This is a genomic window from Micromonospora sp. SYSU B005, assembly GCF_055362685.1.
The window spans coordinates 63650-76819 of record NZ_JAXCFU010000018.1 but is presented as its reverse complement, the minus strand read 5'-3'; the positions used below and the strand labels follow the sequence as shown (position 1 = coordinate 76819).

Sequence of the window (13170 nt, the reverse complement as noted above, 5' to 3'; positions counted from 1 at the left end):
CCACCACCAGCCGGATACCTCATGCCTCCGACCTACCGCCCACATCGACCCAGATCACGCAGACACGCCGACGGACGTCAGCCTTTCAACCTCTGTAGCCGCCGCGTCTCCCCGAGTGACTGAGGTACGCGCACGGCATCTCCGCCTCCCGCTCCCAGGCGCTTCCTTTCACGGCGACGGGGTAGCTGACCTCTCTGGCCTGCCGGTCGGCGGTCTCGACCGAGAACCGTATCGACAACGGCTCGCTCTCGAACGCGGTGGAACTAGCGCACTCGACGCGCACCTCGACATCGATCCAGCCGGTACCGCCAGGTCGTAGCAGCCTCGACTGGCCGGTGTCACGGACCTGGATGCCCGGTCGTTGACCGACAGCCGCACCGACAGTGATCGGCGCGGGTCCCGTGTTGATCACCGCGAGCTGTCCGTTCAGCTGGACGACGCCCAGGGCTTCCGTACCCGAACCCCCGCTGACTCTGTCTTGAGGTAGGGCCACGAGCGCGACCGAGGCATTCCGCTCCCGCTCGTCCCGCGAGACTCGCAGCTCGCTCACACCGACACCGCCGAGCACAGCGCCGATCACGAAGGCAGCAACGAGCCGTACGTTCATCGTTCGTCCGGACACGCGGCGACCAGGAACAGCGCCGTCCGAATCCGCCGGCCGGTGATCGCGTTCGTCCAGGTCGATCACTTCGTGCTCCGCCGGCATGGCGTCAGCCTAGGGCTCTCCCCGGCCAGCATCGACCGGCCGTACAGCCGGGATCGCGATGAGTTTCGTTACCGCGTCCGGTCAGCATTCCTGTGCACCGATCTCCGGACACCGGGCAGAGCATCATGACCGCTACGCGCAGGAGGCAAGCGTGAAACTTCTCCTCACATCCGCAGGCGTCCAGAACCCGAGCATCAACGATGCGCTGGTCGACCTGCTGGGCAAGCCGATCGCTGAATCCAGCGCCCTCTGCATCCCCACTGCGGCGTACCCGATGGGCGGACCGGCCTCGGCCTGGCGCTTCATCACCGGTCAGACGCCGCTGCCCATGAGCGGTCTCGGCTGGAAGTCGCTGGGCGTACTCGAACTGTCAGCGCTACCCAGCATCGGCCAGGAGCACTGGGTCCCCTGGGTCCGGGAGGCCGACGTCCTGCTCGTGCACGGTGGCGACGCGACGTACCTGTGCCACTGGATGCGGCAGTCCGGGCTGGCGGACCTCCTGCCGTCGCTGCGGGACACCGTCTGGGTCGGGCTGAGCGCCGGCAGCATGGTGCTCACCCCCCGGATCGGTACGGAATTCGTCGAGTGGCAGTCCGCACCCGACGACCGCACGCTCGGGCTCGTCGACTTCTCGATCTTCCCGCACCTGGGCCTCGAACCGGACAACACCATGGCGTCTGCCGAGAAGTGGGCGGCCGAGATCGCCGGTCCGGCGTACGCGATCGACGACCAGACGGCCATCAAGGTGACCGACGGCGCCGTCGAGGTCGTCTCCGAGGGGCAGTGGAGGTGGTTCCCCGCGTGAGCACCCGCCCATGCCGCGATCAGCGCGCCGCGTACCCCAGGTCGGTCGCCTGCAGGCGGCGCTGCAGCCAGGTGACGACGAGTTCGTCGAAGCCCGGCGCTCGCTCGGCAGGGGTGTAGCGCCCCTCCCTGACCTGCGCGGGCCCTTCCCCCGTGTAGACGCGGATGCTGTGGTCGGCACCGGGGAAGACCACAGTCGTGTGATCGGCGTGGCGTGCGCCGTCGAGGGTGCCGCTGATGGCGCGCACGCTCGCCTCCACCGGCACGAGCAGGTCGTCCGCGCCGAAGATCGCCAGCAGCGGGCAGCGCAGAGCCGCCAGTGCCGGGGCGGGGTCGTAGTCCGCGATGCCCGCGATGAACGCGATGGACTCGGGTGTCGTCCCGGCGAGCATCGGATACCAGGGAGCGCCGTGCCAGTGCGCCTGCGCGGCGTGCACGCGCGCCGGGTCGTCGCCCGACCGGACCCGCCGGATCTGGTCGCGTAGCAGGAGAAGCGCTTGCTGGATGTCGGCGCCGCCGAAGCCCTCCGCAGCGAGTTGGTGGCGGAGCCGGTACTCCTCCTGGTCCCGTACGCTCACGCCCGGCCCCGACACCGTCACCACCGCCGCGATCCGGTGGTCCGCTGCCGCAGCGAGGTGAGCCACCCAGCCGCCCTGGCTACCGCCGATCAGCGCGACCGCGCCGGACAGCACGTCCTCGCGGCTCCGCACGGCCCGGACCGCGGCCACGGTCTCGGCGGCGCGGTCGGCCATGGTCTGACGGGTCCAGTCACCCGTCGACGCACCGGAACCGGGCTTGTCGTAGGCGAGACTCGCGAAGCCGGCTGCGGCCAGCCTCGTCTGCCACGCCCCCTGGTCGCGACCGCCCGGCCCGGAACCCTCGACGAAGACCACCGCCGGGTACGGCCCCGGCCAGGGCGGCCGGACGACGTCGCCGACCAGCTCGTTCCCGTCGTCGAGGAACGAGAACTCCGCGGTCACCGGTTCGAACAACACCCCGTCGACCGTACGAGGCTCCTGCCACCTGCCTGCGTCCTCACGCATTGGCCCCGCATGCTCGCTCGATGTCGAGCAGGTCCTGGACGTTGTTCTCCCTGATGCAGGTGAGGAACCGTCGACGGGCGATGACCCGGCTGATCCGATGGATCGGTGAGCCACCGGTCAAGGTGTAGGTGAGCTGGAGGTCGGTGGTGCCAGCCGCGGCACCGGGAACCAGCCGGTACTCGGTCACACTGTGCCCGCCCGCGAAGCACTCGACGACGTAGCGGAACGGGGGCCGGCAGTCGGTCACGCGGAGTTCCACGGTGACGGGCCAGCCGTACGGCCTGCGGGTCTCCCGCCACCTCGTGCCCGTTCCGAACGCCTGGCTGTGGAGCAGCTCAGTCGCGTCGACCTTGGTCAGCAGCGCCGGATACCGCGCGACGTCGGCGAGGCACCGCCACACCTTCTCCGGCGGTGCGGAGATCGTGTGGCTGAAGGTCATCGGCTGCAATGTCTGTCCTCTGCTGGGCGTACGGTCTCGGTCCGGTGTCGTGTTGAATCCGGGCCATGTCGCCGGCCCTCGGACCCGCCTTCACGATCCCCGGCTATACCACCATGTCCCCGCCCGGCTACGACGTCGAGTGCGACGCGACCGTCCATGCGGCAGACGGCGTGGTCGGATACCCCGCCTTCTGGTTGCATTTCCTGTCCGGACCGCTCGGCGCCCACCGGGAGTCGGAGGCCGCCTTCGGAGTGCAGGCCGCCGACTACGACGCGATGTGTGACGTCCTCAACGACCCGGAGCGCTGGCCGGCGGTCTCGGTGCGGCTCGACGGAGAGGTGTGGCTTCGGATCGTCTACCGCAACCTGGAGGACGAGGCGGGACTCGACTTCGTGGAGGATCGGCCGGGGCGGCCGGCGAAGGTTGTCGCCTCGGTCGAGGGCCACGGGTTCACGTCCGCGATGACCTGGGCGGAACTGCTCGCCGCGGCGGCACTGCCGGACGAGCGGCTGACCTGGGCGCAGCGGCTCATCCTGATGCTGCCGATGCTCGGTCCGCAGGAACTGCCCGAGGACGCCGGGAACGTCATGCACCGGGCGCTGGACGAGATCGGCGCCGCGAATCGGTCGGCCCTGGTAGAGGTCCTGCTCGACGCCATGGACTGGCGTACCCACTAGCTGGAACTCCGCTCTCATCGCCGAGAAACTGCCTGATGGCGCCGCGAAGACGCTGGTCCGGGTCACGAGGGTCCGGACCAGCGTCGGAGGACGGGCGACCGGCGACGAGCTCCGCCAGAACCGACCGCAGCCGCTCCCGTTCCGTTCGCAGGCCCGACCACGCCGAGTCGGGTAGCCGCAGCACGTTGGCGAGCAGGTCACCCGGGTAGTAGTCGCCCTCGGCCAACGGATCGCGGAGCAGGACCTGTACCGCGAGAGGCAGCAGCGCCGACACGCCGCTCCCCTGCCCGAGCATGATGCGCAGGTCTTCCACGGTGAACTCGGCCAGCGGCTTGCGTCGTAGCTCCGAGCAGCGCCTCACGAGAGACGTGGCCTCCCGGCCGGGGTCCGGCCAGACGTCCCGTTCCAACTGCTCGATCGTTGTCACGGCGGTCAGGCTAGCCCGCGTCCCGCGGCTGTCCTCCACTTCCCGGACCGCTTCCGGGCTTCGGCGCAACGCGTCCGGAGAATGGACGAACAACCGAAGACCCATCGGCACCCGCTGGTGGCGAGCCGGGCCGAGCACGAACCCCGCGGCCACGAACGAGATGGAAGCGCCTGCCTCATGACGAACCCCTGGCATGTCCTGACCGAGGCCGAGCGGGAGCAGTGGACGTACACGCCGGGAGCCGGCGTGGGACCTCTGCGGTTCGGAATGAGCCACGACGAGGCCGCCGAGGCGCTGCCCGGGTTCGCCGCATCGGTTTCCGTCGCACACCGCGGCTTCGACCGGCCGACGAAGGCGGAGTTCCGCAACGCGGGCGTCGCTGCCCACGCCACGGCGGTCACGGCTTATTTCGGCAGGTCAGAGGGCCTGTTCTGCGTAGTCGTCGATGCGCGGTACGGCCCACAGGTGACGCTGGACGGGATCAGCCTGGTCGGACGCGTGCCGTCCCGGCTGGAGGAGCAGTTCCTGAGCTACGTGCTGGCGCGCGGCATCGCGCCGCAGTACGCCCCGGAAGGCGATCCGGCCTCCGACGACCTGGGGATCGTCATGCGCGTCCAGCGGACGGGCGACGTCGTGCTGTCCCGGCCGGTGTTCGCGGTCGTCCGCGAGCGTGCGAACACCCTGTGGGACTGCGTGCCGTACGACGAGTTGTGCGTCCACTGATCAGCCGGCACGGCCAGCCGCGACCGCGTCGGTGGCGGGCACTGCCGGATCCGGTCGCCTCGCGAGGACGATCACGCCGATCAGAAGGAGCACCAGCCAGAACGGCACCAGCACCGGAGCGAGCCCGCGCCAGACGGGCCACACCGGCTCGGCGAGCCGGTGCACGGCCAGGTCCGCCCAGGTGACGACGGCTGCCGGGAACAGGCCGACGGTCACCAGCGTGCCGACCACCAGGGGTACGGGCCGGCGACTCCGCGCCGCCGCCCAGAACAGCGCCGCACCGGCGGCGACGCCGAGCAGGGTGCCGGTGATGGTGGCGACGCGGAACCCTCCGGGAGCGCTCTGCGTGATGCTCAGCCTCGACCCGTATGCCGGATGCGTGAGGGTGACCGTCATACCGTCTCGCTCGGCCCGCCAGCCGTCGCACGATGCTCCCGGCACCCGACGGAGTTCCCGCCACCCGCCCGTCTCGGCGGCACCCCGCATCCGCTCCGACAACGTGCAGTCGGGGCCGTCGCCGTACTGGAACTCGGCCCGGTTTCCGCCGAGGTCGTCGGCGGCCAGGAAGACGCCGTACCGGTAGCCGCGCACGGTCGTCGAGCCGCTCGGCTCGACACCGGGGAGCAGTTCGCCGGCCGCGCTCCGAGCTGCCTCAGGGCTCAGCGATACGGCGCCCCGGCCGCCGTACCAGGACCCGACGGCCAGGCCGGCCGTGCCGAACAGCAGCGCGCCGAGCAGCGCCATCGCGACGTACCCCAGCCGACGCCCCACCGGCCCACCCCCTGTCGCCGTGCGGCACAGCGTAGGCGTCGCACGCCACACGCGGCGCCCCGCAGCGGAGGCGATCTCGGCGCTCAGTCGGAGAAGCGGGCCGATGGCCTAGTAGTGGTCCTCGATCGGCCGCCGCGCCTCGTCGAACAGCGCCGGCCCGTCGTACCGCACCGGACGCGGCGCGGGCGTCGCGGGCTTGACCTGCTCGAACTGCTCGGTGGACAACGCGTACACGACCCGGCCGAGGCCTGATGCGTTGATCGCCACAGTGCACATCGGGCAGGGCTGGCAGCTGGTGTACATGGTGGTCGCGACCGCCGCCTCGGGGGCGAGCTGACGGGCGGCCCAGCGGGCCAGCTTCAGCTCCGGGTGGGCGGTGACGTCCCGGTCGGAGACCACAGTGGTGTGGTCCTCGATCAGCACGGTGCCGTCGGCGCCGACGAGCAGCGACGCGAACGGCCGCTCGCCGGACGCGCCCGCCCGGTCGGCGAGTTCCACGGCACGGCGCAGGAACGCCTCGTCGTCGGGTGTCATCAGCCCTCCACGTGTCGGCGGTAGCGAGCCGAGGCCGTCAGTCGGCGGCGATCTGCTCGACGGATCGGGCGGCCACGGCGCGCAGGGCCGGGTCGCCGCTGCGGGCGTACGCGTCGCTCAGGGTGTCGATGAATTTGATCGCGTGCGCGTCCCCGGTGTCCAGCGCCCGCGCCATGGCCTCGTCGAGTTCCGGCCCGGCGGCCGGCGGGAGGGCACGGGCCCCGGCCGGGGCGTAGGCGGCGGTGACGGCGGCGGTCGCCGCCCAGGCGGCGGCCAGGCTCGGCTGCCACAGCGCCGGCGGCAGGGCCGGCAGGGTACGCAGGACGGCGTTCGGCGCGGTCGCCGCGTGCACGAGCATGACCGGGGCGGCGTACCCGTGCGTTCCGTGCCGCACCACGGCGGCGTCGACGACGGCGGCGAGGCGGGTGGGCACGTCGGCGGCGGCGTCGCCGGGCACGGCCGCCGCGACGGCCGGCCAACGGTCCAGGTCGGCCAGCTGCGCCAGGCGGGACCGGATGCCGAACCGCTGATCGGGTACGCGGGGCACGGCGTCGAGCGCGGACCGGGCGTCGGTTCCGGGGTACGGCCCGGCGCCGGGCGGTGCGAGCGGCTGCCAGCGGGCGGCCCAGTAGGCGAGCCCCTGGCCGAGTTCGGTCACGCGCGGTGCGGTCTCGGCGTCGAGCAGCGCGCGCACGGCGTGGCCGACCCGGATGACGCCGTGGGTGGCCCCGGCGGCGATGCCCGGCAGCAGGCGCGGCCACCAGCGAGCGAGCACGTCGCGCCACGGCGCGCCGGCCAGCTCGCGGTCGAAGAGGTCGAGCCAGTCGCCGGTACGCACCGGGTCGCCGAGCGGGTCACGCCACTCCTCGGCGACGATGCGCCGGATGCCGCGCGGGCGTTCCTCCAGCCGGCCGGCGTACGCGTCGATCCAGCGGTGCACCGCCCGCCCGTGGCCGTGACGCACCAGGGCCTCCGCGGCCATCGGCACGTGGTTGGACAGCCACCCGTCATGCTCGGGACCGGTGTGGCGTACGCGCTCGTACGCCTCGTCGAGTACGGAGTTCAGCACACCGGGAAGCGTCCGACCTGAAGTGCGGTTCAGGTCAAGCGGCGGCGGATCCGCGCCATGTCCTCCTCGGGGAGCGCGTCGGCGACCAGCAGCCGGGGCAGCAGGTCCGTCTCCAGCGTGATGGCCCGGAACACCAGCGCCACCGTCACGTCGTGGCCGGGCCGGTGCACGACCTCGACCGGGTCTGCGGCCCCGACGCTGCCCGGCGTGACCACCCGCAGGTACGCCCCGGGCCGTACCTCCTCGGTGAACCGCTTGATCCAGCCGCGTTCGCCCAGCCACCCCTGGAACGTGCCGCAGGGGATGCGCGGGCAGGAGACCTCCAGCACCAGTTCCGGGCCGATCCGCCACCGCTCACCGATCAGCGCGCCGTTGACGTCCAGCCCGGCGGTGGTCAGGTTCTCGCCGAAGCTGCCGTCGGCGAGCGGGCGGCCCAGCTCGGCCTCCCAGTGGTCCAGATCCTCCCGGGCGTACGCGTAGACCGCCTGGTCGGTGCCGCCGTGGTGGGCCACGTCGTAGACCCGGTCACCGGCGAGCCCGACCGCGCCGGTGCCCTTGGGGCCGGGCGCGGTGACGGCGACCCGGCCGTCGACTGGGCGCTTGTCGATGCCGGTGGCGCCGATCCCCTTCCACGGGTTCGGTTGCGGTCGGCCCACGTTGACGGAGATCACCTTCATGACCGCGACGGTATTCGGCCACGGTCCCACCGGCCACCCCATTCCGCCGGGCCGGGTGGGAAGCGGGGCAGCGTGGGCTGCGTACGATGCGGGCCGGACATCCTCGTCGGGTGGTGGAGGTAGCCGCGGATGGCAGGCCAACAGGACGGTTTCGCCCTCGGCGTGGACCTCGGCACCTCGAACACGGTGGCGGTGCTGCGCTGGCCGGACGGGCGGACCCGGCCGGTGCTCGTCGACGGCCATCCGATCCTGCCGTCCGGCGTCTACGCCGACGCGGACGGTCACCTGCACGTCGGGCGGGACGCGCAGCGCCTGGCCCAGGCCGACCCGGCCGGCTACGAGCCGAACCCGAAGCGCCGGGTCGACGAGGAGACGGTGGAGCTGGGCGGGCGGGCGTACCGGCCGGCGGAGCTGCTGGCCGCGACGCTGCGCGCGGTCGCGGACGCGGCGGTGGCGGCGGTCGGGATGCTGCCCCCGGCGGTGGTCACCCACCCGGCGGCCTGGACGCCGGCCCGCCGTCAGGTGCTGCACGACGCGCTGGAACTCGCCGGCTGGCCGGCCGCGGCCGAGCACACGCTTGCCGGGCCGATCGCGCCCGGCACCCGTCTGCTGCGGGAGCCGGTGGCCGCGGCGCGCTACTTCACGCAGGTGCTGCGCCGGCCGGTGCCGGTGGGCGGTGCGGTGGCGGTGTTCGACTTCGGCGGCGGCACGCTCGACGTGGCGGTGCTGCGCAACGAGGGCGCCGACCCGTGGGGCGACTCCGGCTTCCAGCTGGTCGCCACCGGTGGGATCCCCGACCTCGGCGGCCTCGACCTGGACGCGGCCCTGCTCGGACGGCTCGGCGAACTGGTCGGCCCGGCCCATCCGGGCGAGTGGGCCCGGCTGACCGATCCGGCGACCACCGCCGAGCGGCGGGCCCGCCAGCAGTTGTGGGACAACGTGCGCGGCGCGAAGGAGATGCTGTCCCGGGCGATGGTCGCGCCGGTGGCCGTACCGGGGGTGGAGGCGGCGGTGCCGCTGTCCCGGGAGGACTTCGAACGCCTGGCCGCGCCGCTGCTGGCCCGGGCGGTGACGGAGACCCGCGAGGTGACCGCCGCCGCCGGGCTGCGCCCGGAGCAGCTCTCCGGTCTGTTCCTGGTCGGCGGGTCGACCCGGGTGCCGCTGGTGGCCCGGCTGCTGCACGCCGAGCTGGGCATCGCGCCGACGGTGCTGGAGCAGCCGGAGATGCCGGTCGCCGAGGGCGCGCTCACCGACCTGCCGCTGCCCCGGCGGTCCGGCCGTCCCGGCGTGCCGGTCCAGGCCGCGCCGGCACCACCCGCGCCGACGCAACCCGAATCGACACGGCCCGCGCCGGCCACGGGCGAGACCGCCGCCACGGCCCCCGCCGGTGCGACGAGGACGAACCCGACCGCGCCGCTCGGCGGTCCGGACGCGGCGTCCGCCGGACCGCACGGCACGCTGGTCGCCGACGGCCCCGTCCCGCAGACCGCCGCCACGAGGTACGACGGCACGCCCGGCCCGGTTCCGCCACAGCCCACGAGGTACGACCACATGCCGGCCGCCCACGGGCCGGTTCCGCCCCACCCCGCCGGCTACGGCGTACCCGGACCGTCCGCTCCCCCGCCCGGCGGCTGGCAGCCCGGCGTACCCGGGGCGCCTTTCTCCCCCGCGCCGAACGGTGTCCGGCCCGGCGGCGGCCGGCCCCGGCGCGGCCGGTGGATCGCGCTCGGCGCGGGTCTCGTGGTCGTCGCCGTGGCGGCGTCGGTGCTGCTCTGGGTGTTCCGGGACCGGCATCCGGCGCTGGACTTCCACACCGCCGAACTGGTGAAGACGGTGGCCGCCGGTGACACGCGGCCGGACCAGATGTTCACCGCGACGCTCGGGGAACGCGCCTACCTGGCCCGTTCGCTGCCCGACGGGCACCTCCACGTGAGCGCCGTCGAGGCGGCCACCGGCAGGACGGTCTGGGAGAAGCGGACCGACGCGACCGCGCAGCGGTGGGCGGGGATCCGGACGCTGCCCGACGGGCTGCTCGTCCTCGGCGACGCCACCGGAAGCGACACCCCCCGCGTGCTCGCGGTGCTCGACGAGGACTCCGGGGACCAGCGCTGGCGGACCGACGTCGGCCGCGACGACACCCTGTACCTCGGGCCGGACACGATCGTCCGGCTGGACCGCACCGGCGAACGCCTGATCGGGCTGCGGCTGAGCGACGGCGGGCAGCGGTGGGAACGGCCCAACCCGCGCACCGAGTACGGCGACGCGCGCACGAAGGTGGTCCCGGTCGGCACCGGCGCGGCACTGGACGGGCCCGGCAACGCCGAGGGCTCGCCGCTCGCCCCGTGGGCGGGGAAGGCGGACCGGCTCGTCCAGGTCGGCGCGGACCGGTCGGTCCGGGTGCTGGACATGCGCACCGGCAAGGTCCTCAAGGATCGGGGCAACGTCGCCGGGCTCGACGATCCGGTGGCCGCCCGCGACGACCGGCTGTACGTGGCGGAGAACGAGCGCGGCCTGCGGCTGCTCGCCTACGACCTGGGCGGTCTCGGCACGCCCAGCGTGCTGTACGAGGCGCCCGAGCAGGGCGGCCGGGTGAAGGATCTCGTCACCTGCGGAGAGCGTCGCGTGTGCCTGCTGGAGACGCCCGGCAGCGGCGCCGACGACACCCGGGTGGTGGCGGCGACCGAGGGCGAGGGCACCCGGCAGTGGCGGGCGCCGCGCGCCGAGTCGCTGGTGCCGGTCGGTGAGCACGTGCTGGCCGGGCGGGACTCGCCGGACGCGGTGACGCTGTTCGCGCCGGACGGCACTCCGGTGCTGCGCGACCGGGACGGGACGGCGGTCCGGCTGAACGCCGGCAACCTGCTGATCTTCTCCGAGGCGCCGAGCGCGTACGAGGACGACCGCGTCCTCGCCGGGACGGCGGTGGACGGCAAGCCGGTCGAGATGGGGCAGCTCAAGCAGATCCGCAGCGAGTCCTGCTCGTGGAACACCGAGATGCTGGTGTGCGGCGCGGAGAAGGAGTTCCGGTTGTACCGGTTCGCCGGCTGACCGGAACTGAGCTTGACAGTGATCGATGTCTCGGCTGGTGTGAACGGCAGAGAGATCGACGTTCGTCAGGAGGCCCCGTGTTCGTCCGACGACGGTGGACCGCACTCGCCACCACCAGCATCCTGATCGCCGCGGCGCTGGCCCATCCCGGGCCGGGCGCCGCCGCACCATCCGCCCCCACGATCACGCTCGCCCCCGCCGAGACCGCGCTGGTCCGCGTCCGACTGGCCGACCGGGCGCAGCTCGACCGCCTGGTCGCCGGCGGCGCCGACCTGGCCAACCGCCCCCGCTCCCGCGACGGCGAGTGGATCGCCGACCTGGTCCTCACCGGACGGCAGCTCACCGACCTCACCCGGCAGGGGGCCACCGCCCTGCAGGTGGTGCAGCGCGCCGACGACGGGACCCGGCACCTGGCCGAGAGCCGCCGCGCCGCACAGGAGAGCACCCGCGCCGGGCTGCGCGCGAGCGGCGCCGCCACCACTGTCGACACGCTCCAGTTCCTCCAGGCGTACTGGTGGACCACCGGCGGCCGGACGTTCCTCCAGGCCCAGGTCGCCACCACCGCCACCGACGACCCGGACGTCGAGATCACCGTCACCTGGCGGACCGCCGACGGCGCCACCGGCTCGTTCCCGCTGTACCGCTTCGAGGACTCGGGCGAGTACCAGTACCACTACGCGCTTCCGCAGCCGGTGCCGAGCCGGCCGGTGCAGCTCACCGCCACCTCCACGCTGGGCGGCACGAGCCGGCCGGTGACACCGTCGCTCTGGCCGAACGCGACCCCGCCGCCGCAGCCGGCCGGCTACCAGAAGGACTTCATCGACGCCTACCTGACGCCGGTGGACATCAAGGCGCGCATCGCCCGGCTCGGCCGCCAGTACCGCGACCTGGTCGACGTGATCGACCTGCCGAACAAGACCCAGGGCTACCGGCGGAACGCCGCCGCCTACCTGGGCGACCCGGCGGCCGCCGCAGTGGTGGTGGAGTCGGTCCGCTTCGGCGACCAGGGCATGAACGGCGTGCAGGTACGCACCGTCGACCCGGGCCGGCCGAACCGGCCACTGAGCATGCGTTACCGGGACCGGGTGCTCACCGTCTCGCTGGCCACCGACCGCGCGGGCAAGGTCACCAGCACCACCGACGACGTCGCCGCCCTGATCAACGCGCCGCGCGGTGCCCGCTTCCGGGCCACTGTGGACGACGGCTCGGCCGGGCTGCCGATGCCGGTGGCCGGGCCGGTACGTCTCGACGACGGGTTGCAGGGCACCGAGGTGCCGGCCCGGCCCTGGACCGTGCAGGCGCTGCGCATCGGCAAGCACCGCGACGGCTCCCGGATCGGTGTGCTGGCGTACTCGCAGGAGCACGCCCGTGAGTGGGCCACCCCGCTCGTCACGCTGGAGTTCGCCGAGCGGCTGCTGGCGAACGCGCGTACCGACGCGGCGACCCGCAAGCTGCTGGAGCAGGTGGACGTGTTCGTCATCCCGACGGTGAACCCGGACGGCGCGAACTACTCCTTCAACGACTACAACTTCCAGCGCAAGAACCTGGTCAACCACTGCACCGGCGCCTCCCGTGACCCGAAGTACCGCACCATGTGGGGCGTCGACGTCAACCGCAACTACACGGTCGGCTCCCTGTTCGACGGATACGTGGGCGCCAGCGCGAACTGCCTGTCCGGCAACTACGCGGGCACGGCGGAGCTGTCCGAGCCGGAGAGCCGCAACGTGATCGACCTGGCCAAGGCCCACCCGAACATCAAGTTCGCGATGAACGTGCACTCGTACGGCGGCTACTTCATGTGGCCGCCCGGGGCGTACAAGGCCGACGGGCGGGTGACGCTGCCGCGCCCGTCGATCGACGAGTCGACGCTGTTCCTGGGCAGCGCGCGGCGCATCGTCGGCGCCATCGCGGCCGAGCGCGGCACCGTCACCTGGCCGTCGCAGACCGGCCCGGTCGCCGACGTGCTCTACTCGGCGGCCGGCAACTCGGCCGACCAGCTCTACTACGAGCTGGGCATCTTCGCCTGGGACTTCGAGGTCGGAAACGACAGGTGGAACGAGGCCACCGGCCAGTGGGAGGGCGTCGGCTTCCAGCCGCCGTTCGACGAGGCGCACGCCGAGGCGCAGGAGTACGCCGGCGGCCTGGTGGAACTGGTCCGCGTCGCCCGCGACTACGCCGCCGACAACCCGGTCCGGCGCTGACCGCAAGCGGTCCCCGGCCGGTGGAGTCCGGCCGGGGACCGCGTCAGCTCGTCC

The 13170-nt window shown here is 73.1% G+C and carries 13 protein-coding genes; 5 read left to right on the top strand and 8 right to left on the bottom strand.

What is annotated here, in order from left to right; translation table 11 throughout:
- Positions 1–85: 85 nt before the first annotated feature.
- On the bottom strand, positions 86–706 hold the full coding sequence (locus SM452_RS27710; protein ID WP_463841008.1) for a hypothetical protein: 621 nt from the start codon (positions 704–706) through the stop codon (positions 86–88).
- Between the two features lie 151 nt (positions 707–857).
- Here SM452_RS27710 and SM452_RS27705 point away from each other — a divergent pair, with 151 nt between their 5' ends.
- Positions 858–1511 carry a Type 1 glutamine amidotransferase-like domain-containing protein gene (locus SM452_RS27705; protein WP_269704538.1) on the top strand — a complete coding sequence of 218 codons (654 nt, stop codon included), beginning with the start codon at positions 858–860 and terminating at the stop codon, positions 1509–1511.
- Between the two features lie 19 nt (positions 1512–1530).
- Here SM452_RS27705 and SM452_RS27700 read toward each other — a convergent pair whose 3' ends face one another.
- Entirely contained in the window at positions 1531–2505 is a 975-nt protein-coding gene (locus SM452_RS27700; protein WP_269704537.1) for an alpha/beta hydrolase family protein, read from the bottom strand.
- A gap of 40 nt (positions 2506–2545) precedes the next feature.
- Positions 2546–2992, bottom strand: a complete 447-nt coding sequence (locus tag SM452_RS27695; RefSeq protein WP_269704536.1) for an SRPBCC family protein — start codon at positions 2990–2992, stop codon at positions 2546–2548.
- 65 nt (positions 2993–3057) lie between these two features.
- Here SM452_RS27695 and SM452_RS27690 point away from each other — a divergent pair, with 65 nt between their 5' ends.
- Positions 3058–3669 carry a hypothetical protein gene (locus SM452_RS27690; RefSeq protein ID WP_262016289.1) on the top strand — a complete coding sequence of 204 codons (612 nt, stop codon included), beginning with the start codon at positions 3058–3060 and terminating at the stop codon, positions 3667–3669.
- Here the strand turns inward: SM452_RS27690 and SM452_RS27685 are convergent.
- Positions 3578–4201 carry a contact-dependent growth inhibition system immunity protein gene (locus SM452_RS27685; RefSeq protein ID WP_463841012.1) on the bottom strand — a complete coding sequence of 208 codons (624 nt, stop codon included), beginning with the start codon at positions 4199–4201 and terminating at the stop codon, positions 3578–3580. The genes SM452_RS27690 and SM452_RS27685 overlap by 92 nt on opposite strands.
- Positions 4202–4363: 162 nt before the next feature.
- Between SM452_RS27685 and SM452_RS27680 the strand changes: the two genes are divergently transcribed.
- Positions 4364–4819, top strand: coding sequence for a hypothetical protein (locus tag SM452_RS27680; RefSeq protein ID WP_463841007.1), 456 nt, complete (start codon positions 4364–4366; stop codon positions 4817–4819).
- On the opposite strand, the gene SM452_RS27675 is transcribed toward SM452_RS27680, so the two are convergent.
- From SM452_RS27675 to SM452_RS27660, 4 genes are all read right to left on the bottom strand, one after another.
- On the bottom strand, positions 4820–5590 hold the full coding sequence (locus tag SM452_RS27675) for a hypothetical protein (RefSeq protein ID WP_463841006.1): 771 nt from the start codon (positions 5588–5590) through the stop codon (positions 4820–4822).
- 108 nt (positions 5591–5698) lie between these two features.
- The gene (locus SM452_RS27670; protein WP_463841005.1) at positions 5699–6124 is read right to left on the bottom strand and encodes a nucleoside deaminase; all 426 of its coding nucleotides are present in this window, start codon (positions 6122–6124) and stop codon (positions 5699–5701) included.
- A gap of 37 nt (positions 6125–6161) precedes the next feature.
- Positions 6162–7190, bottom strand: a complete 1029-nt coding sequence (locus tag SM452_RS27665; protein ID WP_463841011.1) for a questin oxidase family protein — start codon at positions 7188–7190, stop codon at positions 6162–6164.
- Between the two features lie 32 nt (positions 7191–7222).
- A complete protein-coding gene (locus SM452_RS27660) occupies positions 7223–7870 on the bottom strand; it encodes an MOSC domain-containing protein (protein WP_463841004.1) in 648 nt (215 codons plus the stop codon).
- 129 nt (positions 7871–7999) lie between these two features.
- On the opposite strand from SM452_RS27660, the gene SM452_RS27655 reads away from it, so the two are divergent.
- Both SM452_RS27655 and SM452_RS27650 read left to right on the top strand, forming a co-directional pair.
- Positions 8000–10915 carry an Hsp70 family protein gene (locus SM452_RS27655; RefSeq protein WP_463841003.1) on the top strand — a complete coding sequence of 972 codons (2916 nt, stop codon included), beginning with the start codon at positions 8000–8002 and terminating at the stop codon, positions 10913–10915.
- 77 nt (positions 10916–10992) lie between these two features.
- Positions 10993–13116 (top strand): M14 family zinc carboxypeptidase, encoded by a 2124-nt coding sequence (locus tag SM452_RS27650; RefSeq protein WP_463841002.1) that lies wholly within the window; start codon positions 10993–10995, stop codon positions 13114–13116.
- The last annotated feature ends 54 nt before the right edge of the window (positions 13117–13170 follow it).